The organism is Mesorhizobium sp. Cs1321R2N1, from assembly GCF_037179725.1.
Lineage (GTDB): Bacteria > Pseudomonadota > Alphaproteobacteria > Rhizobiales > Rhizobiaceae > Mesorhizobium > Mesorhizobium salmacidum.
The window spans coordinates 37,467-61,796 of the sequence record NZ_JAPYKP010000001.1 but is presented as its reverse complement, the minus strand read 5'-3'; the positions used below and the strand labels follow the sequence as shown (position 1 = coordinate 61,796).

Genomic DNA, 24,330 nt, shown 5'->3' with positions numbered 1-24,330 from the left:
GGGCGGCGGGCTTGACGGGCAACCGGCTTTCAACTGCCCGATATCCGGCACGCACGGCAGACCCAGACTTTTTTGTCGGATACGCCAGGCAATTCTGCAGGGCTTTCGGAAATCATAGCTTTGGACATGTTGGCTCCCCCATCGCCGGCCGACTATCGTCTTGGACAAACCTCGAACAATCGCCGCCCATGGCATCTCGTAAGAAAGAGCTAACTTTGTGATCGCGCGTGCGGCGGATAACGTCCCCCTCAATCTCCCTCGAGGCCGCCGTTTGTACATGCTTGTATATGCAAGTCGATCTGATAGTCTCTCTGCCGCGCAACCGGAGCGGCCAAGGAGGATCAATGCGCAACGCTTCTCTTTTCGACCTTTCGGGCAGGAAGGCGCTTGTCACCGGCGCCAGCCGCGGCATTGGCCGCAGCATCGCCGAGGCGCTGAGTGCCGCCGGCGCCGACCTCGCGGTCACAGCGCGTAGCCTGGACTCGCTCGATGAGACGGCGGCGGCCATCCGCGCGGCCGGCGGGGTCGCACATACCATTGCCCTTGACGTGACCGATATCGGCCAATGCCGTGCGGCCACCGCCGAGGCAGCCCGCCTGCTTGGCGGCCTCGACATTCTCGTCAACAATGCCGGGGTGGAAGAGGTCCGGCCCTCGCTCGACGTCGACGAGCCCCTCTGGGACCGGATCATCGATACCAATCTCAAAGGGGCGTTCTTCTGCGCCCAGGCGGCGGCGCTGCAGATGCGGGACGCCGGGCGGCCCGGCGCTATCATCAACCTCTGCTCGCTGACTTCAGAAGTCGGCATTCCAACGGCGGTGCCATACAGTTCGTCGAAATCGGGCCTGCTCGGCATGACACGGGCGCTGGCAGTGGAATGGGCGGAACTTGGCATCAGGGTCAACGCCATCGCCCCGGGCTATTTCAGGACGGCGATGACGGAAGTGTTCTACGGCAACGAGGCGTGGCAGCAATCCATGCTCGCCAAGATTCCGCAGCATCGTTTCGGCGATCTGCGCGATCTGCACGGCATCGCCGTGTTCCTTGCCTCGGATGCCGCAGCCTACATAACCGGCCAGTCCATTCCGGTGGATGGCGGTTTCCTCGCATCGATCTGAGGCGGCTCGCCCAGCTTCGAAAACAGAGTCTTCCGCAATGTTACCGGCCGGCACATTGCGTTCCAACAGGAGGGAATACCATGTCCGACATCAGCTTCCACGATCTGTCATCCCTCGACGCCACCCGGCGGGCCGGTCTGCTGAAACGCGCCGAGAGCGATCTGTCGGTCTTCGTCGAAAAGGTCCGCCCGATTATCCAGGCGGTCAGGGACGAGGGCGACGCCGCCCTGATCCGCTTCGCCAGGGACTTGGACAAGGCCAATGTGGCCGAAGGCGAACTGAAAGTGTCGGAAGCGGAATTTGATGCCGCCTTCGACAAGGTCGAGAAGGATGTCGTGGAGAGCATCGGGTTCGGCATCGAAAACATCCGGCATTTTCATGAAGAGCAGAAGCCGGAAACCATGTGGCTCAAGGAAGTCCGGCCGGGCGCCTATGCCGGCGACAGATATACGCCGATTGCATCGGTCGCGCTCTACGTGCCGCGCGGAAAGGGCGCCTTTCCGTCGGTGACCATGATGACGTCGGTTCCGGCTGTCATTGCCGGCGTGCCGCAGATCGCCATTGTGACGCCGCCAACCTCGGATGGCTCCGTGGACGCGGCCACGCTGGTCGCCGCTCGCCTCGCCGGCGTCGAGACTGTGTACAAATGCGGCGGCGCGCAAGCCGTCGCCGCGGTCGCCTACGGCACCGAGACGGTGAAGCCGGCGCTCAAGATCGTCGGCCCGGGCAGCCCATGGGTGGTGGCCGCCAAGAGCGTGCTGTCCTCGATCATCAACACGGGTCTGCCGGCCGGGCCGTCGGAGGCCATTATCTTTGCCGACGACAGCGTCGACGGAGGCCTTGCCGCGCTCGATCTGTTGATCGAGGCCGAGCACGGGCCGGATTCCTCGGCCTATCTGGTGACGCATAGCCGCAAGGTTGCCGAGGCAGCACTTGCTGCACTTCCCGACCACTGGTCGCGCATGACCGAGCAGCGTGTGGATTTCTCGCGCGCGGTGCTGACGGGAGAGCGCGGCGGCATCGTGCTGACCGCGTCGTTGGAAGACTCTTACCGCTTCATCAACGACTACGCGCCCGAACATCTCGAGATACTCTCGAAGGAGCCGTTCGCGCATCTCGGCCACATCACCGAAGCGGCCGAAATCCTGATGGGTCCGCACACGCCGGTCACCCTCGCCAATTTTGTCCTCGGGCCGAATGCTGTGCTGCCGACCAGCCGCTGGGCGCGGACCTATGGGCCGCTTTCGGTGACGGATTTCGTCAAGCGTTCGTCGGTCGGCTATGTCACCTCGGCCGCCTATCCGGAACTGGCGCTGCATGCCCGCAGGCTCGCCCGCTACGAGGGCTTCAGTTCGCACGAAAACGCGGTTTCGGAAATCCGCGACCGCTATCTCGCCGGCTGAGCGGAGACGATCGCGATGAAGGCGGCACGACTTTATGGACCGGGCGATCTGCGCGTCGAGGACGTCGCCGCGCCAGGCATTCCGGATGCCGGCTGGGTGAAGCTCAGGGTCGATGCCGCAGGCATCTGCGGTTCGGACTTGCACAATTTCCGCACCGGCCAATGGATCAGCCGGTCGCCTTCGACAGCTGGCCATGAGCTGACCGGCACGGTGATCGCGCTGGGCGAGGGCGTCGATACCATCGCCGTCGGCGACAGGGTGGTCGCGGATTCCCGCTTCTGGTGCGGAGATTGCGCGCAATGCCGCGCCGGCAAGCGGCATCTCTGCACTTCGCTGGGCTTCGTCGGCGAAATCTGCGATGGCGGCTTTGCCGAACAGGCGGTGCTGCCCGCACGTCTGCTGCACGTCATCGACGCCGGTCTCGACGAGCGGGTCGCTGCCATGGCCGAGCCGCTCGCGGTCGCGCTGCACGCGGTGCGGCGGTTGCCGAAGACGGCGGGCCCGGTGCTTGTCGTCGGTTGCGGCCCGATCGGTGGTCTCGCCGCGCTGCTGCTCTCCCGAACCTTCGCCTGCACCGTGCTTGTGGCCGACCGCAACCAGGCACGCTGCGCCCGGGTGGCGCGGGTGACGGGCGCCACGATCGTCGACATCGACCGCGACGCCATGGCCGCCGCCACCGCCAATGCTCCGCTGCTCGCGGCCGTCGAGGCGACGGGCAGTATCGCCGCATTCAACCAGTTGCTCGGCGTCCTCGATCCCGGTGGCGCGGTGGCGATGGTCGGCATCTTCCATGGCCGGCTCGACATCGACCCCAATGTTCTGGTCGAGCGCGAGATCGCATTGCTCGGATGCCATGCCTTCGCCGACGAATTGCCCGACGCCGTGCGGATGCTGGATGAACTGAGTGAACCGTTGCTGGCCCTGATCGACCGCGAGATCGGCCTCGATGAGATTCCAGCCGCCTATGAGCGGCTGCTGGCCGGGACGAGCGATGGCTTGAAAACAATCATCCGCATGCGGCAACCTGCCGGAAAGGATTTTTGAAATGATCGATTTGCCCGACACGGCGAGCCCCCTTTACGAGAAGGTGAAGGATTACATCCTGACCAACATCGGAACGGGCAAATGGGGCAAGGATCGCAAGCTGCCGTCCGAGAACGAGCTGGTGGTTTCGCTGGGTGTGTCGCGGATGACGGTTCACCGGGCCTTGCGGGAACTGACCGCCGCGGGATTCCTGATCCGGCTGCAAGGTGTCGGCACGTTCATCGCGCCACCCCGGCCACAATCGACGCTGATCGAGATCAACAACATCGCCGCCGAGATCGTCGAGCGCGGCAACAGGCATCGCTCCGAAGTTCTCGTCCTCGAAACCATCGTGCCCACGAAGGAACTCGCGCTGTCGTTCGAGTTTGCGAAGCGCACCTCGGTCTATCACTCCGTCGTCGTCAATTTCGAGAACGACCTGCCGGTGCAACTGGAGGAGCGTTTCGTCAATCCGGGTCTGATTCCCGACTATGACAAGCAAGACTTCGCCAGGACGGCGACCTACGACTACCTCATGCAGAAGACCCCGGTGACCGAGGTCGAGCATATCATCTCCGCCAGCCCGGCCGACAAGGAGACGGCGCAGCATCTGGGCATCGATGTCGGCAGTTGCTGCCTTCTCCTGCATCGCCGGACATGGACGGGGGCGGTCGTGGCCACGATCAGCAAACTGACCTATGCCGGCAGCCGCTACTCGCTCGGCAGCCGCTACTCGCCTTCCAAAGCAAGCTGAAGGTAAGCCCGATGGCGGAACCGACCGGATGACCGGTTTTCTCGATCGGATCGATCCTGAAAAAGCATGTACTCGGGCGGGAGATTCGCCGGTTCAAACGTAAAATTGGACTCCATCTACTTGTATATGCATGTATGTATTTCAGCCTTGACATCCGCTGCCGCTGACGCTGAGATATGTCGGCACTTCAACCATGAAGTGGCGGGCAAGACGCCGAGGCACAGTGCCGCAAGAGCAGAACCCCGCAGTCTCACCAGACCGGATGCCTGGGTAAAAAGCGGTCTGATCATCAAGGGGAACGAAAGATGATGCTCAACCTAGCAGGACAATTTCGCGCATTGGTGATGGCCGTTGCGGTCGGGCTCACCGCCGCCCCGGCGGCCCATGCGGCCGATGCGGCCATTCCCACGACGCCCGAGGCCGGTCCGTTCAAGATCGGCATCGAGCCTTGGCTTGGATATGGCCAGTGGCACGTCGCCGACGCCAAGGGCCTGTTCAAGACAAACGGCCTGTCGGACGTCCAGATCGTCAATTTCGCCGAGGACAAGGATATCAACGCCGCACTCGCAAGCGGCCAGCTCGACGCCGCCAACATCGCCACACACACGGCGATGGGCATGGTTGCGGCCGGCCTGCCGGTGAAGATCGTGCTGCTGCTCGATGTCTCCATGACGGCCGACGCCATCGTCGCCGGCAAGGACGTCACCTCCATCGCCGATCTCAAGGGCAAGCAGGTCGCTTTCGAGGAAGGCACGACGAGCGACATCCTGCTCAAATACGCGCTCGCCAGGAACGGCATGTCGGTGGCCGATATCCAGCCGGTTCCAATGCCTGCCGCCGACGCCGGCAGTGCCTTGATCGCGGGCCAGGTACCGGTCGCGGTCACCTACGAGCCGTACCTCACTGTCGCCATGGCGCAGAACAAGGACGTCAAGCTGTTGTTCACCGCCGGCGAGGATCCCGGCCTGATCAGCGACGTGCTGGTGGTGCGCGACGAGGTGATCAAGTCGCGGCCCGGCCAGGTGCTGGCGATGATCAAGAGCTGGGACGCCGCACTCAAGGACTATAAGGCCGATACATCAGGCGGTCGCGCCATCATCGCCAAAGCCGTCGGTTCCGACGTCAAGGACCTCAACACCGCCTTCGACGGCGTGCGCTACTACTCCCTGGCCGAAAACAAGACGGCGCTCACCGGTGACTTTACCACCAAGACATTCGCCGACGTCGAAGCGGCGGCCAAGAACGCGAAGCTGCTTCAGGCCGATGTGACGCCGGAGCAGATGATCGACCCGTCCTTCGTCAAGGCGGCGCAATGACGAGATCCGGATCGCGGTGGTAACGCAGATGTCCGGGGAGCCTCCCGCGAAAACCGGTTTGGCCCGCCCGACGCCGGCGCCCGCCGCAAAACCGGCGAGGCGTCGCCGATCCTCCGGGATCGGCGTGCCGATCGCCAGGTCGCGTTTCCTGGCGATAGCGGTGGCTGTCTTTGTCGGCCTTGGTCTCGCCTGGTGGGCGGCGACCGGGCTGGAATGGGTGAAACCCATCTTCCTGCCGTCGCCAGGCAGCGTCGTGACCCAGATCGCCAAGCTCGCGGCCGACGGCACCTTGTGGCTGGACCTCAGGGCCTCGATGTACCGCATTTCCATCGGCTTTCTCCTCGCCTCGGCATTGTCCATACCGATCGGCGTGCTGATCGGCAGTTTCCGCTCCTGGGAGGCGGCCATCGAGCCGCTGGTGGATTTCATCCGCTATATGCCGGTTGTCGCCTTCGTGCCGCTCTCCATCCTGTGGGCCGGTACCGGAGACACCCAGAAATTCCTGATTATCTTCATCGGCACCTTCTTCCAGCAAGTGCTGATGGTCATGGACAATGTGAAACGGGTTCCTACCGACTTCATCGGCCTTGGCCGCACGCTCGGTCTGCCGGACCGCAAGATCCTGACGCGCATCGTCGTACCCAGTGCCTTGCCGGGCATCTGGGACACGCTGCGCATCAGCCTTGGCTGGGCATGGACCTGGCTGGTGCTGGCCGAACTCGTCGCGGCGACATCCGGCCTGGGCTATCGCATCACCGTGTCGCAGCGTTATTTCCAGACAAACACCATCATCGGCTACATCCTGCTCCTGGGCGTGCTCGGCCTCATCACCGACCAGGTCATGAAGGCCTTGGAGAAGGTACTGTTCCGGCAGGAAGGCCACCCGCAATGAGGAACCGCCGATGACAGTTCCCAAATTGCGCATCGCCGGTCTCGACAAGAGCTTCGGCACCGGAGAGCGGCGTACGCAAGTGCTGCGGGACATCAATCTCGACCTTGCCGACAACGAGTTCGTCTCCCTCGTCGGCACGTCGGGCTGCGGCAAGAGCACGTTGCTGTCGATCGTCGCCGGACTGCAGGATTTTGACGCCGGCGACCTCAGCATCGATGGCGCACCGATCTTGCAACCGGGTCTCGACCGTGGTGTCGTCTTCCAGTCCTACACGCTGCTTCCCTGGCTGACGGCGCGGCAGAACATCGAGTTTGCCCTCAAGGCCGCCGGCTATGATCGCTCCGCCTGCCGCGAGATCGCGCTCGAGCATCTCGACCTCGTCAAGCTGTCGCAAAGCGCTGATCGCTTCCCGTCCGAACTGTCGGGCGGCATGAAGCAGCGCGTCGCCATCGCGCGCGCGCTTTCCTATCGCCCGAAGATGCTGCTGATGGACGAGCCCTTCGGCGCGCTCGATGCGTTGACGCGGCACCAGATGCAGGAACTGCTGACCCAGATCTGGGAAGAGCATCGGCTCACCGTGCTGTTTGTCACGCATGACGTCGAGGAGGCCGTCTACCTCTCGGACCGCATCGTCGTCATGGGGATCGGCCCCGGGCGCATCATGCAGACCTTCAACGTCGACATCGAGCGACCGCGCCGGGAAGAGGTGATGGAAACTCCTGCCTTCATGGATTTGCAGCGCGGCGTGCACAAGGCGATCCGCGAGGCATCAAGACGTCCCGAAATGACGTAATGCCAGCAACCTTGGCCCCACCGGCGGTCAGAAATCAGGGGCCGTGGGGACTGCATATGCCGAGCGTCCATGCGATGGTTCCGCAAAAGTCGCCGGCATACCCACGGTAACTGCCGTAACCATTGTAATAGCTGTCCATCCAGTTGCTGTTGTCGGTCGAATTCTCCCCGGTCCAACCGCTTCCAACCCAACCGTAACGGTGTCTGTGTCCGCGGTTCGCGGTGTGCGTGTGGCCATTATGGGCGGTGGTGACGCGGACATAGTGGTGCCTGGCGACGGCGGCATCGGCGACTGTGGCAAACGGGACAGCGCTCGTGGCCAACGTCAACACGATGGAACAGAGGAATACGTTTCGCTTTTCCATAAGCATGTCTCCTTTTTAGTCGAGACATTGGGAAGAACGCGCGCCTCCCTGCCCACGTTCCTTCACGAAATCGGGCCTTCACGGTCCCGAGGACGCCGTGCAGGTCAGCGGCCAGATCAGCGGATCTCGCAAATAAGGTCTTCTCGGCAAAGGGTATGGAAGCAATCCGTCCGTTCGAACCCGCCAGCACGGGCTTACGTTGCTTTGCCGGCCGCCGTGTCCATTTCCATCTCTTCCTCGGAAATGTCGTCGAAGGAAGCGTAGTTCATGTTGTAGAGGCGGGCGTAAAGGCCTTTCCTCTTCATCAGCTGCTCGTGGTTGCCGCTTTCGACGACCTCGCCATTCTGCAGCACGATGATGCGATCGGCGCCGCGAATGGTGGCCAGGCGATGCGCGATGACCAGCCCGGTGCGGCCCTCCAGCAGTTTGATCAGCGCCTTCTGGATCAGCATCTCGGTGTAGGAATCGATGCTGGCCGTGGCCTCGTCGAGGACGAGGATCTTGGCGTCGGCCACCAGCGCCCGCGCGAAGCTGATCAGTTGGCGCTGGCCGAGCGAGAGGTTGCCGCCGCGCTGCTCGAGCTCGGTGTCGTAACCGTCGGGCAATTGCTCGATGAAGTCGTGCGCACCGACGGCTTGGGCGGCGCGCACCACCTCTTCGCGGCTGGCACCGGTCTTGTGATAGCGGATATTCTCCAGCACCGTGCCGGAGAACAGGAACGGTTCCTGCAGCACCATGGCCACCTGGTCGCCGAGCGAGTCCTGCGTCAGGTCGCGCACATCATGGCCGCCGACCAGGACCTCGCCCGACCAGACATCGTAGAAGCGGTGCACAAGCGCCATCGAGCTCGACTTGCCCGACCCGGTGGGCCCGACAAGCGCGACCGTCTCGCCCGGATTGACCCGGAAGGAGATGTCTTTCAGCACCGGCTGGTTCGGGCGGTAGCCGAAAGTGACATTCCGGAACTCGACCGAACCGTCCATGTCGCGCGACAGTGCCACCGCATTTTCCTTGTCGCTGACATCCACCGGCACGTCGAGCACTTCGGAGATACGCTGGCCCGACGCCATGGCGCGCTGCATGACGCTGTATTGCATGGTGAGCGAGCGGATCGGGTCGAAGAAGCGCTGGATGTAGAACAGGAACGCCACCATCACGCCGATGTCGAGACTGTGCGACAGCACCATCGACCCGCCGACGACGATCACGGTCGCCATGGCGATGCCGGTCAGTGTATCGACGATCGGCACCATCACCTGCGCGTATCTCGCCGATCGCAGATGCGCGTTGAGATTGGCCAGCACCTTCTCGTCGTAGAGGTCGAAATTGACGTGCTGGCGCTCCAGGCTCTGCACGGTGCGCACGCCATGGATGCCTTCGGCAAGCGCGCCGTTGGCGATAGAGTTGGTCTCGTGGGCGGCCATGAAGGCGACCTTGGCGCGCGGCAGCCAGAACAGGCGCACGATGAACAGCATCGGCATGGTCGACAGCGTCAGCAGGCCGAGCCGGAAGTCGAGCCACAGCAGGACGGTGACGATGCCGAACAACAGCACGATGTCGCCCACCGACATCACGGAGGTCTCGAGGAATTCCTGCATCGAATTGACGTCGCCCTGCAGGCGCGACATCAGCCGGCCGACCTCGGTCCTGTCCATGAAGCCTAGAGAGACCCGCTGCAGGTGGCTGAACATGGCACGACGCAGGTCGGATAGCACGTTCTCGGCCACCTTGCCGACGACGCTCTCCTGGACATGACTGGCGGCGTAGTTGATGAGGATGATGACGGCAAAAACGACGATCGCGGAGATCATTACCGATCGGTCGAGCCTGCCTGGCGCCATGCCGTGATCGATGGCGTAGCGGATGACCAGCGGGATCGCCAGCTGCGTCAGCGTAAACACCAGCACCGCGGCAACGGAGATGAAAATTCGGCCTTGGTACGGTCTGACGAAGCTCCAGATGCGCCTGATGATGCGCGGATCGTAGGCCTTGCCGAAGACCTCTTCCTCATCGCGGTGCGAGCCGACGACCACCTTGGTCGGGCGTCTGCTTGTGTCTTCCTTCTCGTCGTCCTGCGTTGACATCAGGCGGCCCCCTCGAGCCGATCGTCGTCCGGCCGCAGCTGCAGGTCGTAAAGCGCGCGGTAGCGTCCGCCGAGCGCCAGCAATTCTTCATGCGTGCCGCGTTCCACGATCCGGCCGCCCTCGACGAACAGGATCTGGTCGGCATGCATCAGCGAACTCAGCCGGTGCGAAATGATGAGCGTCACGCGATCCCTGGCGAAGCGCTTCATCGCCGCCCGGATCCGCTGCTCGGTGCCGGCGTCGACGGCTGCGGTGGAATCGTCGAACACCAGCACTGATGGCCGCAGCATCAGGCTGCGCGCGATGGTCAGGCGCTGCCGCTGGCCGCCGGAAAGCGACGCCCCACGTTCCCCGACGACCGTGGTGTAGCCGGCCGGAAGGCCGATAATGTAATTGTGCAACTGGGCATACTCGGCGGCTTGCCCGATGCGGGTCTCGCGCGCCCAGGGATTGCCATAGGCGATGTTGTTCTCGATCGAGGTGGTGAACAGGAACGCGTCCTGCTGCACGACGCCGACTGCCTTGCGCAGCGATTGCAGCGTGACTTTGCGGATGTCCTGCCCGTCAATGGTGATCGCGCCAGAGGTCACGTCGTAGAAGCGCGGGATCAGATGCGCGATGGTCGACTTGCCGCTGCCCGGCGGGCCGACGATGCCGACGGTCTCGCCGGGCCTGGCTTCGAAGGAAACGCCGGAAAGCGTCGGACGTTCGCCCGCGCCCTCGTAGCGGAAACCGACATTGTCGAAGCGCAGCACGCCGTCGGAGATGACGAGATCTTTGGCACCCGGCGCGTCCTTGATGTCGAGCTCTGCGTCGAGCAGTTCGAACAGCCGCGTGCCACAGGTCGAGGCGCGCGCGAAGGAGTTGACCATCAGACCGAGCTGGCGCACCGGCATCTGCAATATGGTCATGAAGGTGAGGAACTGGGCCAGCGTTCCGACGCTGATCTGGCCCGCGATCACCTTCTGGCCGCCGAACCACAGTACCAGGCCCATGGCGGCAAGGAAGGAAAAATTCATGGCGCTGGTGTTGGAGACGCGGATGTCGACGCGCTCATTGGCGAGCTCCAGCGCATCCTGCTTGGCGCGATCGAATTTTGCCAGCTCATGCCGCTGTGCCGCGAAGGCGCGCACGACACGGATGCCCCCGAGATTCTCGTCCATCACCCGGCTCAGCACCGACAGCCGCTCCTGCAGCGTCAGCCAGGTGCTGCGCAGCCGGAGCTGCGTCACCGAGGAGCGCCAGGCGACGAATGGCACGAAGCTGAGGCTCAACAATCCGAGCACGAGATCGGTGCTGATCAACAAATAGGCGCCGACCCCGATCAGCACGCCAAGCAGCACCACGCGCAGGATGCCGGTGGAAAAGAACATGCGCACTCCGTCGAGATCGAGCAGCCCGAGCGTGATGAGGTCGCCGGTATGGACCTTGTCGTGGAAGGAAAAGCTCAGCCGCTGGATCTTCTCATAGAAGGCGAGCCGCAGCTCATAGCCGGTCTGATGGCCGACGGCCTCGCCATAGTAGTTCTGCGCCATGGCGAAGAGGCCGCGCAGGATGCTGACGACCAGCAGGGTCAGCGCGGTAGTCCACAGCGCCTGTTCGGCCGCGATGCCGGCACCCGCGGCCATCACCCCTTGCGCCTGGTCGATGGCGCGGCCCAAGAGGCGCGGAATGAAGAGTTGCAGCGTCGCTGCGACAAAGGTCGAGATAAGGGTGATGGCAACCTGCCCGGGATGGCGCAGCGTCATGCGCACAATGCGCAGCAACGTGCTGAGGCCCTTGCCCCAGGAGGCTTCCGCCACATGGGCAAATGATTTGCCGCGCTTGCCCGCGCTGGTTGCATCCGTGTGCAAGGAAAATAACCCAGACCAATCCGGACATTAGTCCGAACGAATGTAGCAGACTCAATCAGATAGCGCGATTTTACGCGCGTCCGGCTTGCCCGTTCAAGGGGTCAATCACGGCATCACACTGTACCTGAAAGGCGGTGCCGGGTGCCATCTCGGCAATGGCCATCAGCGCCTGATCTGCGAAGCGGTCACCGGAAAGATCGTGTCGCAACTCGCCGCTGGTCTGCCGCCGGTGATCGATCTCGCGACTTTGCGGGCGGATAGGTTCTGACTATTCAGCGCCTGCTCTTCCAGTAGGCTTCCATCCTTCATGAGGGAACGACGTGACCGCGACAACAGACACACACGCCGTTGAATCGATCGATCCGCAACGCGCCTACGCCGTTCTGATCTGCGATCTGATCGGCCTGCGCTTTGATGCTGACGGAAAACCCGACCCTTCGGAGGTGCGTGCCCATATCGAGGCCAAGGGCGGCCGCTTTCATGCGACCGGACTTGGCGACAAGACCGCTCTCGAACCTGGCCGAGTGCATTTCTTCTACCAGCCGGATCTCAGCACCCGCGAAGAGCTGATCGGAGCCGCCGGCGACGGACGCTATGACGCCGTCATTGCCGCCGCCACCTTCCTGCCGGCAGAGACCGTCTTTCCGCTGGCCGGTGTGCGGATCGGCGCCGGCACCGGCAATATGGGCTCGCGCTCGTGGGGCGGCGGCAGTGGCGAGGGCGGCTCGGCGGTCCTGATGAACACGCCCGGCATCAACAGCCGCGCAACCGCGCAGATGGTGATGAAGGCGATCCTGAAAGTGCTGCCGGATCTCCCGGTCGGCATGCTTCACGACCGGGTGGCGCGGGGCTTCTTCGACACAGGCAGGGAGCTGCGCGATTTCCCCACCGGAAAGCTCGAAGGCAAGACCATCGCGATCATCGGCTATGGCAATATCGGCAGGGAGGTGGCCAAGCTTGCCCGCGCCTTCGGCATGCGCGTGGTGATCCACGCGCGGCCCCGGCATCGGGACTGGATAGAAGCCGAGGGCTTTGCATTTGCGGAGGACCTCGCCGACGCGGCTGCAGGCGCCGATGTGCTCAGCGTTCATGTCGGCCTCGGCAACCAGGATGCGCGGACCGGCCGCTATGCCAATGCCGGGCTCATCGGCGCGGACATTTTGTCTCGCATGAAAGGCGGTGCGGTGTTGGTCAACTACGATCGCGGCGAGCTCGTCGATGTCGCGGCCCTGGGCGACGCCCTGAATACAGGGCAGGTGCGCCACGCCGCGATCGATGCCGACCTGTTCAGGGATGCCTCCACTGGCAGCTTGTCTGGCCCGATGCTGCCTTATCTCGATCTCGTCGAGAGGCATGGCGCCAGGCTCGAGCTTCTGCCGCATGCGGCGGCCGACACGGATCATCCCTCGCGCGTCGCCGGCGCCAAGCAGGCCGTCGACCAGATCTTCGATGTCATCTGCCGCAAGACAGTGACGAACGCAAAAGGCACCGTGCCGCCAAACTATCTTTCCGTTGGTGCGACCACGCCTCCAGGCATCGGACCGGTGACCTCCGACCACCTTTTGAAACTGACCGCCAGCGAATGCTCGGAGTTGGCGGATCTCTGTGATCGCCAAAGCCGGTTGTGGAAAGCTCTCTCGAATACTCCGCCTGCCGAGCGAGGCGCGATTGTCGCCGAACAGGGCGAAGACCTTGTCCGGTTGATCGACCGCTTCTGCCTTCTGGCCGAGAACCTCGATCTCAGGGGGCCTTTCCAGCAATAGACCGGAGCTCTCAATCCCGGGGACCGGCCACCATACGGGCGACCCGTGTCATGTCGGCGCTCATCTCACGATCGTCGTCGAGCGGGCTGACGAGCGCACGGATGGCGGCAAAGGTGCGCTGCGGTCCTTCGCCCATGCTGTCGACGACGCCACGCAACTCCACGCCCGTCGCCGCGAAGATCAGCTCCATCGCCACGAGGTAGCGCAGGCGTTCGACAATCTCGGCGGTCTTGGCCACCACCCGCGGCGCCATCGAGGACTGGTCCTCGATGCCGTCCGATACGGCAAGCGGGCTGAGCGACATCGGGTTGGCCAGATGCCGGATCTCGGCTTCCAGCGCGGCGAGCGGCTTTTGCAGTTCAGCGTAGCCCTGGCGGCTGCCGCCCCTGGCCGACAGGAAGCGCGGCAGCTCCGCAATTGTCGGCGACATCAGCTTCATGCAGCGGTTGGCGGTGCCCACCGCGCAATGCGCGAGCGCTTGGCCAAGCTGCTCCCAGGCCGTCAGCCGCGCTGAGCGGCTTGGCGTCGAGCAGTATCATTCGGGCTGTCATGTCTCGCCTGTATCCCGTGACCGGATGCCCGGGCCGGTGGCGCTGCGAGCGTCACCGTTTGTGGCGCCTTGCTGGCAGGACTGCAAGCCATTCCGATTATGACAGCAGCAGGCGGGCGAAAGGCCGGGGTTTGGGGCTAGGCGAGGCGCTCCGCGACAGCGTCGGGCACCACCACCAGCTTGCCGACGAAATCCTTGGCGATGAAATCGGCCTGCGCGTGGTGGAAATCGGACAGCTTGTAGACGCCGCCGACCAACGGCCTGACCTTGCCCTCCTCGATGTAGCGAACGATGCGGCGGAAATCGGCGCGCGTGCCTTGGCTCGAACCATGCAACTGCAGCTGCTTGAGATACATGGTCCTGAGGTCGAGTTGGACGACCGGGCCTGCAATCGCGCCGGCGGTGGTGTAGCGGCCTTCGGGTCGCAGGATGCGCAGCAGATCGTTGAAGATCGCGCCCCCGACGAGATCGGCGACCACGTCGATCGGCTGGCCGCTGGTCGCTTCGGCCACGGCTTGCGGCAGGTCTGCGACGCCACGGGTGATGACCGCCTCGGCGCCGATGTCGAGCACTGCCTGTTCCTTGCCTTTGCCGACGACGGCATAGGGAATGGCGCCACGCGCCCGCGCCAGCTGCACGATGCCGGAACCGACGCCGCCCGAGGCGCCGGTGACCAGCACCCGTTCTCCGGCCTTAAGTGCGGCGCGTTCCAGCATCTGCTCGCCGGTAAGGTAAGCGCAGCAGAACGTGGCGAGTTCGACGTCGCTCAAGGTGGTGTCGACGACATGCGCGTTGTCAGCCGGGACGGTCTGGTATTCGGCATAACCGCCATCGCGGCCATGGCCCATGTAGTCGATGTCGGCGAGTGAATCGTCGTCGCGGTTGTAGATGGAGAAATCGACCATCACCCGTTCGCCGATGCGATCGGGCGAAACGCCTTCGCCGACGGCAACGATGGTGCCGACCGTGTCGGTGCCCTGGATGCGCGGGAAGGTCAGCGTATTGCCCTGCCTTCGCCAGGTCGACACCGCGTCCGCATTCTCCTCGGTACCATAGGCGCCCTGACGCACCCAGACATCGGTGTTGTTCATCCCGCAAGCGCTGACCCTTATCAGCACTTCACCTGAAGCGGGCGCAGGCACTTTGACATCGGTGCGGTAGACGAGCTTTTCCGGTCCGCCGTGCCCGGTGAGCAGCACGGCGGCCATGGTGGCGGGGAGCGTTTTGGTCATGGCATTCATCGGTCGGTCTCAGAGATTGGCGAATACGCTGTTCACGGCATCGGCGGTCTTGGCCACCACGATGTCGGCTTCCTCGCGGGTCAGGCACAGCGGCGGCGCGAAGCCGAGAATGTCGCCCTGCGGCATGGCGCGGCCGATGACGCCGCTTGCGGCAAGGGCCGTGGCAATTTGCGGTCCGATCTTCAGCGAAGGGTCGAAGAAGACACGGTCGTCACGATCCCTGACGAATTCCACCGCTGCCAGCATGCCGTCGCCGCGCACCTCACCGACGTGTTTGTGACCGCCGACGGCCTTGGCCAGTTCGGCACGGAAATAAGCGCCGGTCTCGCCCGCATTCCGCACCAGGTCCATCTCGTCGATCAGTTCGAGATTGGCGACGCCGGCGGCAACGCAGATCGGATGCGCCGAATAGGTCCAGCCATGGCCGAGCGAGCCGAGCTTGTCGGAGCCCTGCACCAGCACCTGCCACATCTTGTCGGCGACGATGACGCCCGACAGCGGCGCATAGGCGGAGGTCAGACCCTTGGCGATGGTGATCAGGTCCGGCTTGATGCCGTAGTGATCGGAGCCGAACATCGTGCCCAGCCGGCCGAAACCCGTCACCACCTCGTCGGCGACCAGGAGCACATCATATTTTTTCAGCACCGACTGGATCTTTTCCCAGTAGCCGGCGGGCGGCGGCACGATGCCGCCAGTGCCGAGGATCGGCTCGCCGATGAAGGCGGCAACCGTGTCGGGACCTTCGGCCAGGATCATCTCCTCGAGCTTGTCGGCGCAATGCTGCGAGAACTGCTCCTCGCTCATCGAGCGGTCGGCGCGGCGGAAATAATAGGGCGCCTCGGTGTGCAGGATCGGCGCGCGCGGCAGGTCGAAGGCGTTGTGGAACAGGTCGAGCCCGGTCAGCGAGCCCGTCATCACGCCCGAGCCGTGATAGCCGCGCCAGCGCGAGATGATCTTCTTCTTCTCCGGGCGGCCCAGCACGTTGTTGTAGTACCAGATCAGCTTGATGTTGGTTTCGTTGGCATCCGAACCGGATAGGCCGAAATAGACCCTCGACATGCCCTTCGGCGCGCGGTCGATGATCATCTTGGCCAGCGTGATCGAGGCCTCGGTGCCGTGCCCGACATAGGCGTGGTAATAGGCGAGGTTCTTCGCCTGGGTCGCGATGGCATCGGCGATCTTCTGGCGGCCATAGCCGACATTGACGCAATAGAGGCCGGCGAAGGCATCGATGCTCTTCTTGCCATTGTTGTCCCAGACCGTGACGCCTTCACCACCGGCCATGATCCGCGTTGGGCTTTCGCCCCGGGCATGCGTGCCCATATGCGTCGAGGGATGGAAGAAGTGGTCGCGATCCCAGGCGGCGAGTTCGTTGGACTGGTCGAGCATCTTTTTTGACTCCTTGAAAGAGATCCGGGTGCGAGCCTACGCCACATCCAGGCAAAGGTATTTGAGGTCGGTGAAAGCTTCCAGCCCGTGGCGCGAGCCTTCGCGGCCGATGCCGGACTGCTTGACGCCGCCGAACGGGATCGGCGCGCCGGTGATCTTCACACGGTTGATGGCGACCATGCCATAGTCGAGCGCGCGGCCCATGCGCTGTTGGCGGGCGCCGTTCTCTGTCACCACATAGGCGACGAGGCCATATTCGGTCGCATTGGCGCGGGCGATCACCTTGTCCTCGTCGTCGAATGGTGTCACCGCGGCGATCGGACCAAAGGTCTCCTCGCGCATGATCAGCGCTTCGTCGGCGACATCGGCGAGCAGTGTCGGCTGGTAGAACAGCGGCCCGGCCTGATGCCGCTTGCCGCCGGTGAGGCAACGTGCGCCAAGAGCCATGGCGTCAGCAACCTGTTCCTCGACCTTCTTGACGGCGCGCTCATGCATCAGCGGCCCGATGTCGATGTCATCGGCCAGGCCATTGCCGGCCCGCAGTGCCTCGATGCGCTTGGCGAAAGCGACGCAGAAGCGGTCGTAGAGCGGACGCTGGACATAGATGCGGTTGGCCGCAAGGCAGTCCTGGCCCGAGGTGGCGAATTTGGCGTCGATAGCGATGGCCACCGCTTTGTCGATATCGGCGTCGGCAAAGACGATCAGCGGCGCGTGGCCGCCAAGCTCCATCACCAGCCGCTTCATCGTCGGCGCACTTTGCGCGGCGATCAGCCGGCCGATCTCGGTCGAGCCGGTGAAACTCATGGCCCGCACGCGCGGATCTTCGCACATGCGTCCAACGATCGTCGCGGCCTTGCCGGTAACGATGTTGAAGACGCCGGCGGGCAGGCCGGCGCGTTCGCCGAGTTCGGCCAGCGCCAGCGCCGAAAGCGGCGTCTCCGAGGAGGGATGCGCGACGATGGTGCAGCCGGCGGCGAGTGCGGCAGCTGCCTTGCGCGTCAGCATGGCCGACGGAAAATTCCACGGCGTGACCACGCCGACGACGCCGAGCGGTTCGCGCCGCACCATCATCTCCGCGTTCGGCAGATGGCTGGTGACACTCTCGGCGTTGAGACGTTTCGCTTCCTCGGCATACCATTCGATGAAGGAGGCGGCGTAGTCGATCTCGCCGAGCGACTCCTTCAACGGTTTGCCCTGCTCCAATGTCATCAGCAGGGCGAGGTCGTCTTTCGCCGCGATGATCAGGTCGAACCATTTCCGCAGGATTTTCGAGCGCTCCTGCGGCAACAGCGCCCGCCAGGCCGGAAAGGCGCGCGCGGCGGCGTCGATTGCCTTTGTGGTCTGCCCGGCATCGAGCGCCGCAACGAAGGCCACGGTGGCGCCGGTCGCCGGATCGGTTACCTCGAAGCTCGCGGCTGCCTCGCTCGCCGTCCAATGGCCGTCGACGTAAGCGAGTTCGCGCAGCAGCCGGCGGTCGGCGAGCCGGTCTAGCGCTTCGTGGCGATGCGAGCGGGCGAAATGCGCGGACATGGTCGAAGCCTCCCGGTTCGGTTTGATGCGGGGAGACTATCCATCAGCGGCAGACAGAGAGGCTGTTTGGACGCCTGGCCGTAGAGAGAATCTCTCTATTGCACCGAGAGGGCAGCCCATTTCTCCGGCCCTATGTCGGTGCCGGCAGCAGGTCCGCTATCGGCAGCGCGACATCATCTTTTACCGTCTTGATGACGATGTAGGTGAAGTAGCGGTCGATGCCGATCTCGCGATCGAGCAAGCCGTCGACCAGCCGCTGATAGGCGTCGATGTCGCGTGCCATCACCTTCAACACATAGTCGACGCCTCCACCCACCGACCAGCAGGCGACGATCTCGGGGATGTCGCGGATGACGCGCTCGAAGCGGTCGAAATCGGCCTGGCGGTGGCTGGCCAGCGTGACCTCCATCAGCACCGTGGCGACCGGCGCCACGACGCGCATGGCGATCCGGGCATGATAGCCCGAAACGATGCCGGCTTTTTCGAGCTTGCGCAGCCGCATCCAGCACGGTGTTGGCGACAGCCCGACCTGCTCGGCCAGCGCCAGCTTGGTGATACGTCCGTCACGCTGGATGGCGTCGAGTATTTTAAGGTCGATCGCGTCGAGTTTCGCAGCAGTCATCAGCGCTCACTTTTTCGTCGATCGTACCATGACGGCGCATTATTTCGATTGTCAATTGCACTGATTTCGATCTCTAATAAGTCATGACATTGTGGCAACCCGATCCCACGCTCATCCGGCGGCCAGCCTATCAATCGTTGGCCGATCAGTTCGCGCGCGCCATCCATGACGGACGCCTTGCCAATGGCGCGCGGCTGCCGACGCATCGCAGGCTGGCGGACGATCTCAAGCTGTCAGTGCAGACCGTGAGCCGCGCCTACGAGGAATTGATCCGGCGTGGCCTGATTTCGGGCGAGATCGGCCGTGGCAGCTTCGTCCAGACGCAACGCCGCGAACCGGAGCCGCCTTATCTGCCCGAGCGCCTCGGCGAGGTCATCGACCTGTCGATTCTGAAACCGGTCTGCGAGCCGATGCACCTGGAGCGCATGAAGCAGGCGCTGGGCTGGCTCGCCGAAAACCTGCCGTCGAGTTCGGTACTGTCGTTCCGGCCCAACATGGTATTCCCGCGCCATCGCGCCGTGGCGGTCGAGTGGCTGAAACTGTGCGGCCTCGATGTCTCCCCGCAGAACATCAGCCTGACCAATGGCGCCACCGCCGGCATGACGGTGGCGCTGATGAGCGTGGCGCCGCCGGGCTCCACCGTCGCCACCGAGGCGATCGGCCATCACACGCTGGTGCCGCTCGCCCGTTATCTCGGCTTCAATCTCGAAGGCCTGCCGATTGACGGCAATGGCTTGATTCCGGAAGCGCTGGACGAGGCCTGCCGGCTTTCCGACATCCGCGCCGTGTTCGTCCAGCCTTCCGTCATAAATCCCACGGCAACGCTCATGGATGCGGCGCGCCGCGAGCAGATCGCGGCGGTGGCGCGCAAGCACGACATCGCAATTATCGAGAACGATGTGCTGGGTCCGCTGGTCGAGGATCGACCGCCGCCGGTCGCCGCTTTCGCGCCGGAGCGGACGCTCTACGTCACCTCCTTCACCAAGATCACCGTGCCCGGCCTGCGCATCGGTTATCTCGCCGCGCCCGATCGTTACGTTGCGGCCGTCGCCAACCGGCATCTTGTCTCGAACTGGATGGCGACACCAATGGTGGCCGAGATCGCCACCAAATGGGTGACCGACGGCACCGCGATAGAACTGGTGCGCTGGCAGCGCGCGGCGTTGCATCGCCGGCAGGATATCGCTGGCGAGGTACTCTCAGGCGTCGACTACCGTGCCCGCCGCGACGGATTGCATATCTGGCTGCAACTGCCGGCCGACCGCTCCGAGGAGAGCTTTGTCGCCCAGGCCCGATTGCAAGGCGTGGCCATTGCACCGGGCACCTCCTTCCGCATTTCGGATGCGCCCTGGCATCCGGCGGTACGCATCTCTCTGGGTTCGACCACCGAGGGGGAACTGCGGGCCGGTCTCGGCGTTGTCACCAAACTCTTGCTTGGCGATCCCGAGCATTTGCTGCTCGCAATCTAAGCCTGCCCAAAAAGCCGGCTGTGCTTGACTGGAAAATGTGCGCAATCGGAATAATTGTCATGATATTATTTTCCCAATTGACATGATTTGGCACGTTCCGCATCGTTAAGGGCACCAGCCTTCTCCAGCACGGGGAAATTCATTTGTCCGCATCCGCACCCATCATCAAGGTCGACAGCATCTCGAAGAGCTTTGGCAGCTTCAAGGTCCTGGACGGCCTCTCGATGCAGGTCATGCCGCGCGAGAAGCTGGCGCTGATCGGCCCCTCCGGCTCGGGCAAGACGACGATCCTGCGCATCCTGATGACGCTGGAGCGCATCGATGGCGGTCACATCCAGATCGACGGCGAGCAGCTCTACCATATGGAGCGCAACGGCCAGCTGTTGCCGGCCGACGAGCGCCACCTGGCGCGGATGCGCCAGAAGACCGGCATGGTCTTCCAGCTGTTCAACCTGTTTCCGCACAAGAGCGTCATCGACAATGTGACGTTGGCGCCGATGCTGACCAAGGGAACGCCGCGCGCCGCTGCCGAGAAGCGGGCGATGGAACTGCTCGAGATGGTCGGCATGGCCGATAAGGCGAAGGCGATGCCGGCCCAATTGTCCGGCGGCCAGAAGCAGCGCGTGGCGATCGCCCGCGCGCTCGCTTTGCAGCCGAAGATCATGCTGTTCGACGAGGTGACGTCGGCGCTCGACCCGGAACTGGTCGAGGAAGTGCTCAACGTCTTGTGGCGGCTCTGCGCCGAAACCGACATGACCATGCTGCTTGTCACGCACGAGATGGGTTTCGCCCACGACTTCGCCGACCGGGTGCTGTTCTTCGATCGCGGCCGCATAGTCGAGGAAGGCAAGCCAGACGAGATTTTCCGCAATCCCAAGCAGGAACGCACGCAAGGCTTCCTGAAGAAGATCATCGCGGCCGGACACCGTGTCTGACCGCATGCCAAAGGCGGCCAAGCCGTCTTGAAATCACGCAAACCAAGACAAGAACAAGGAGTTGGGAACAATGAAGAAACTTGGCATTCTGGCCGGCATCGCTGGCCTCGCACTGACGGCGGTGCTTGCGACATCAAGCGTGGGCTCGGCCGCGGACAAGAAGCTCGAACAACTCAAGGCGCAAGGGTTCGCACGCGTCGCCATCGCCAACGAGCCGCCCTACACGGCGGTCGCGGCCGACGGCAAGGTGTCTGGCGCCGCGCCCGACGTGGCGCGAGAGATCTTCAAACGTCTCGGAGTGGCCGATATCGTCGCCTCGATCTCTGAGTATGGCGCCATGATCCCCGGCCTGCAGGCCGGCCGCTTCGACGTCGTCACCGCCGGCCTGTTCATGAAGCCGGAGCGCTGCGCGGCGGTCGCCTATTCCGAGCCGGTGCTGTGCGACGCCGAGGCGATGCTGGTGAAGAAGGGCAATCCGAAAGGCTTCAAGAGCTATGAGGATGTCGCCAAGGACACGTCCGCCACCATCGGCGCGCCCGGCGGCGGCACCGAGGAGAAGCTGGCGCTCAACGCCGGCGTGCCGCGCGAGCGCGTCATCGTCGTGCCGGACGGCCAGAGCGGCCTGAAGATGGTGCAGGACGGCCGCATCGACGCCTATTCGCTGCCTGTGCTGTCGATCAATGATCTCATGAAGAAGGCCGCCGATCCGAACCTCGAAGTCATCGCTCCGGTGCAGGGCGCGCCGGTCTATTGCGACGGCGCCGCCTTCAAGAAGGGCGACGAGGCTCTGCGTGATGCCTATGATGTCGAACTGGCCAAGATGAAGAAGTCGGGCGAGTTCGCCAAGATCATCGAGCCCTACGGCTTCTCGGCGGCGGCGGCAATGTCGACCACGCGCGACAAGCTCTGCTCGGCGAAGTAGCGCGCGCTTTTCTTGCCTTCTCCCCGTTCACGGGGAGAAGGTGGCCCGAAGGGCCGGATGAGGGGCGGCGCCCCGTTTGCCGAACTGGCGCTGCCCCTCATTTGCCTGCCGGCAATCTTCTCCCCGTAAACGGGAAGAAGGACCCTAGTACTACAAACGTTGGAATCTCAATGACCCAGTGGTCCGGCTATTTCGGCCTGATATTGCAGGGAGCGCTTGTCACCATCGAGCTGACGCTGATGGGGTCCGTGCTGGCCCTGATCATGGCCTTTCTCGCCGGCTTGGGGCGCCTGTCGCGCTTCTTCGCGCTGCGGGCCCTGGCGACGGCCTATATCGAATTCTTCCGCGGCACATCGATCTTCGTGCAGCTGTTCTTCGCCTATTTCGTGTTGCCCCTGCTGGGTTTCGAGCTGACCCCGTTGCAGGCCGGCGTATTGGCGCTGGGCTTGAATGTCGGAGCCTATGCCGCGGAGGTGGTGCGCGGCGCCGTGCAATCGATCGGCCGCGAACAGCATGAGGCCTGCATCGCGCTCAATCTGGGCCGCTGGCAAGGCATGCGCCACGTCATCCTGCCGCAGGCGTTTCTGGTGATGCTGCCGACCTTCGGCAACAATGCCATCGAGCTGCTCAAGGCGACATCGGTCGTCTCGCTGATCTCGCTTGCCGACCTCACTTTCCAGGCACAGGTGGTGCGCGCCCAGACGGGCAACACCATGGTGCCGTTCACCACCATTCTTCTCATCTATTTCATCCTCGCGCTGCTCATCTCGTGGGGTGTGCGCTCGCTGGAACGCCGCATGGCGCGCGGCCTCGACGGGGTGCGGGTCTGATGGCCGGAGCATTCCTGATGAATTGCGTTCGCTGATGGATTGGGATTGGGATTTTGTCCGGCAGATCCTGCCGACCCTGATCCAGGGGGTGAAGATCACCATCCTGGCGACGCTGCTCGGCTCGGTGCTAGCGGCGATCGTCGGCTTGGGCATCGCGCTGGCGCGCCGCTCGCCCAACAAAGCGGTGGCGCGTACCGTCGGTTGGGTGGCCGAATTCATCCGCGGCACACCGCTCCTGGTGCAGCTCTATTTCATCTTCTATGTGCTGCCCGACATCGGCATCCTGCTGCCGCCCCTGGTCGCCGGCGTCATCGGGCTCGGCCTGCACTACGGCACCTACACGGCGGAGGTCTACCGCGCCGGCATCGACAATGTGCCGCGTGGCCAGTGGGAAGCCGCCAAGGCCTGCAATCTCAGCGCCCGGCAGACCTGGACGCATATTATCATCCCGCAGGCCATTCCGCCGATGATCCCGGCATTGGCCAACTACTTCATCGCCATGTTCAAGGAGACGCCGCTGCTCTCGGCGATCACCGTTCTGGAACTGATGAACCAGGCAAAAAGCGTCGCCAACACCTATTATCGCTACCTCGAGCCGATCACGTTGGTCGGTGCCTTCTTCCTCGCCATCAGCCTGATTTCGGTCGTGCTGCTGCGCTGGCTGGAACGCCGCTATGGCAAGATCGAAAGATAAAAGATGAAGCCCTTGCCCGAGATCAAGCTTGTGCCCAACCGGCCAGCGCTCGATGAGCGTCCGCTGGAGCGGCGCGTCGGCCTCATCATCCTGGCCACCGACCATACGACCGAGCCGGATTTTCGCCGCATGGTGGCGAGCGAACGGATCGGCGTCTATGTCGCGCGCATCCCCTATGCCAATCCGACGACGCCTGAGAACCTGCGCAAGATGCAGCCGGCGCTGACGGCGGGCGCGGCCTTGATCCTGCCGGACGAGCCGCTCGACGCCATCTGCTATTCCTGCACGTCGGCCTCGGTGGTGATTGGCGATGGAGAGGTCGAGGCTGCGATCCAGGCCGCCAAGCCAGGCGTGCCCGTCGTCACGCCAACAATGGCCGGTGTGCGCGGGCTGAACACGTTCGGCGTGCGCAGGATCAGCATCCTCACGCCCTATACCATGGAAACCTCCCGGCCGATGGCGACCTATTTCGCCGGACGTGGCTTCGAAATCCTAAGCTTTACCTGCCTTGGCTTCGAGGACGATCGCGAGATGGCGCGCATTGCTCCGGCAGCGCTTGTCGATCTCGCGCGCCAGGCGATGCACCCGCAGGCCGATGCGCTGTTCGTGTCCTGCACGGCACTGCGCGGTGCACTCGCGGTCACCGGCATGGAAGAGGCGATCGGCCGCCCGGTGGTGACCAGCAACCAGGCGACCGCCTGGAACTGTCTGCGCCTTTGCAGCGACGAGACAGCCCATCCCGAATTCGGCCGTCTGATGACGCTGCCCCTGCCGCGCGACTGACG

The 24,330-nt window shown here is 63.7% G+C and carries 22 protein-coding genes; 15 read left to right on the top strand and 7 right to left on the bottom strand.

Annotated features, from left to right (window positions below; translation table 11 throughout):
* Positions 1-344 precede the first annotated feature (344 nt).
* From O7A61_RS00315 to O7A61_RS00285, 7 genes are all read left to right on the top strand, one after another.
* Positions 345-1,118, top strand: coding sequence for an SDR family NAD(P)-dependent oxidoreductase (locus tag O7A61_RS00315; RefSeq protein ID WP_337127909.1), 774 nt, complete (start codon positions 345-347; stop codon positions 1,116-1,118).
* A gap of 80 nt (positions 1,119-1,198) precedes the next feature.
* Positions 1,199-2,521 carry a histidinol dehydrogenase gene (hisD, locus tag O7A61_RS00310; RefSeq protein ID WP_337127908.1) on the top strand — a complete coding sequence of 441 codons (1,323 nt, stop codon included), beginning with the start codon at positions 1,199-1,201 and terminating at the stop codon, positions 2,519-2,521.
* Positions 2,522-2,536: 15 nt separating this feature from the next.
* Complete coding sequence (locus O7A61_RS00305) at positions 2,537-3,565, top strand: zinc-dependent alcohol dehydrogenase (protein WP_337127907.1); 1,029 nt, start codon at positions 2,537-2,539, stop codon at positions 3,563-3,565.
* A gap of 1 nt (position 3,566) precedes the next feature.
* Positions 3,567-4,298: a histidine utilization repressor gene (gene hutC, locus O7A61_RS00300; protein WP_337127906.1), complete on the top strand. Its 732-nt coding sequence runs from the start codon at positions 3,567-3,569 to the stop codon at positions 4,296-4,298.
* A 308-nt stretch (positions 4,299-4,606) separates the two neighbouring features.
* Positions 4,607-5,614, top strand: coding sequence for an ABC transporter substrate-binding protein (locus O7A61_RS00295; protein WP_337127957.1), 1,008 nt, complete (start codon positions 4,607-4,609; stop codon positions 5,612-5,614).
* Between the two features lie 28 nt (positions 5,615-5,642).
* Positions 5,643-6,506: an ABC transporter permease gene (locus O7A61_RS00290; protein ID WP_442921029.1), complete on the top strand. Its 864-nt coding sequence runs from the start codon at positions 5,643-5,645 to the stop codon at positions 6,504-6,506.
* A gap of 10 nt (positions 6,507-6,516) precedes the next feature.
* Positions 6,517-7,299 (top strand): ABC transporter ATP-binding protein, encoded by a 783-nt coding sequence (locus tag O7A61_RS00285; RefSeq protein ID WP_337127904.1) that lies wholly within the window; start codon positions 6,517-6,519, stop codon positions 7,297-7,299.
* Positions 7,300-7,857: 558 nt separating this feature from the next.
* Here O7A61_RS00285 and O7A61_RS00280 read toward each other — a convergent pair.
* Positions 7,858-9,747 carry an ABC transporter ATP-binding protein gene (locus O7A61_RS00280; RefSeq protein ID WP_337127903.1) on the bottom strand — a complete coding sequence of 630 codons (1,890 nt, stop codon included), beginning with the start codon at positions 9,745-9,747 and terminating at the stop codon, positions 7,858-7,860.
* A complete protein-coding gene (locus tag O7A61_RS00275) occupies positions 9,747-11,600 on the bottom strand; it encodes an ABC transporter ATP-binding protein (RefSeq protein ID WP_337127902.1) in 1,854 nt (617 codons plus the stop codon). The genes O7A61_RS00280 and O7A61_RS00275 overlap by 1 nt, the downstream gene beginning before the upstream one ends.
* A gap of 85 nt (positions 11,601-11,685) precedes the next feature.
* Between O7A61_RS00275 and O7A61_RS00270 the strand changes: the two genes are divergently transcribed.
* Both O7A61_RS00270 and O7A61_RS00265 read left to right on the top strand, forming a co-directional pair.
* On the top strand, positions 11,686-11,868 hold the full coding sequence (locus O7A61_RS00270) for a hypothetical protein (RefSeq protein WP_337127901.1): 183 nt from the start codon (positions 11,686-11,688) through the stop codon (positions 11,866-11,868).
* A 52-nt stretch (positions 11,869-11,920) separates the two neighbouring features.
* On the top strand, positions 11,921-13,363 hold the full coding sequence (locus O7A61_RS00265) for an NAD(P)-dependent oxidoreductase (RefSeq protein ID WP_337127900.1): 1,443 nt from the start codon (positions 11,921-11,923) through the stop codon (positions 13,361-13,363).
* Positions 13,364-13,373: 10 nt separating this feature from the next.
* Here O7A61_RS00265 and O7A61_RS00260 read toward each other — a convergent pair whose 3' ends face one another.
* The 5 genes from O7A61_RS00260 to O7A61_RS00240 form a co-directional block, all read right to left on the bottom strand.
* On the bottom strand, positions 13,374-13,868 hold the full coding sequence (locus O7A61_RS00260) for an aromatic amino acid lyase (protein WP_337127956.1): 495 nt from the start codon (positions 13,866-13,868) through the stop codon (positions 13,374-13,376).
* A gap of 182 nt (positions 13,869-14,050) precedes the next feature.
* On the bottom strand, positions 14,051-15,154 hold the full coding sequence (locus O7A61_RS00255) for an alcohol dehydrogenase family protein (protein ID WP_337127899.1): 1,104 nt from the start codon (positions 15,152-15,154) through the stop codon (positions 14,051-14,053).
* A 9-nt stretch (positions 15,155-15,163) separates the two neighbouring features.
* The gene (locus tag O7A61_RS00250; RefSeq protein WP_337127898.1) at positions 15,164-16,543 is read right to left on the bottom strand and encodes an aspartate aminotransferase family protein; all 1,380 of its coding nucleotides are present in this window, start codon (positions 16,541-16,543) and stop codon (positions 15,164-15,166) included.
* Positions 16,544-16,579: 36 nt separating this feature from the next.
* Positions 16,580-18,073, bottom strand: a complete 1,494-nt coding sequence (locus tag O7A61_RS00245) for an NAD-dependent succinate-semialdehyde dehydrogenase (protein ID WP_337127897.1) — start codon at positions 18,071-18,073, stop codon at positions 16,580-16,582.
* Between the two features lie 130 nt (positions 18,074-18,203).
* Positions 18,204-18,695: an Lrp/AsnC family transcriptional regulator gene (locus O7A61_RS00240; RefSeq protein ID WP_140714870.1), complete on the bottom strand. Its 492-nt coding sequence runs from the start codon at positions 18,693-18,695 to the stop codon at positions 18,204-18,206.
* 83 nt (positions 18,696-18,778) lie between these two features.
* On the opposite strand from O7A61_RS00240, the gene ehuR reads away from it, so the two are divergent.
* From ehuR to eutA, 6 genes are all read left to right on the top strand, one after another.
* A complete protein-coding gene (gene ehuR, locus O7A61_RS00235) occupies positions 18,779-20,164 on the top strand; it encodes a MocR-like ectoine utilization transcription factor EhuR (RefSeq protein WP_337127896.1) in 1,386 nt (461 codons plus the stop codon).
* A gap of 143 nt (positions 20,165-20,307) precedes the next feature.
* Entirely contained in the window at positions 20,308-21,099 is a 792-nt protein-coding gene (gene ehuA / locus O7A61_RS00230; protein WP_027145205.1) for an ectoine/hydroxyectoine ABC transporter ATP-binding protein EhuA, read from the top strand.
* Between the two features lie 70 nt (positions 21,100-21,169).
* On the top strand, positions 21,170-22,021 hold the full coding sequence (ehuB, locus tag O7A61_RS00225; RefSeq protein ID WP_337127895.1) for an ectoine/hydroxyectoine ABC transporter substrate-binding protein EhuB: 852 nt from the start codon (positions 21,170-21,172) through the stop codon (positions 22,019-22,021).
* A 170-nt stretch (positions 22,022-22,191) separates the two neighbouring features.
* Positions 22,192-22,851 (top strand): ectoine/hydroxyectoine ABC transporter permease subunit EhuC, encoded by a 660-nt coding sequence (gene ehuC / locus O7A61_RS00220; protein ID WP_337127894.1) that lies wholly within the window; start codon positions 22,192-22,194, stop codon positions 22,849-22,851.
* Between the two features lie 34 nt (positions 22,852-22,885).
* Positions 22,886-23,545 carry an ectoine/hydroxyectoine ABC transporter permease subunit EhuD gene (ehuD, locus tag O7A61_RS00215; RefSeq protein ID WP_027145208.1) on the top strand — a complete coding sequence of 220 codons (660 nt, stop codon included), beginning with the start codon at positions 22,886-22,888 and terminating at the stop codon, positions 23,543-23,545.
* A gap of 3 nt (positions 23,546-23,548) precedes the next feature.
* Positions 23,549-24,328 carry an ectoine utilization protein EutA gene (eutA, locus tag O7A61_RS00210; RefSeq protein WP_337127893.1) on the top strand — a complete coding sequence of 260 codons (780 nt, stop codon included), beginning with the start codon at positions 23,549-23,551 and terminating at the stop codon, positions 24,326-24,328.
* The last annotated feature ends 2 nt before the right edge of the window (positions 24,329-24,330 follow it).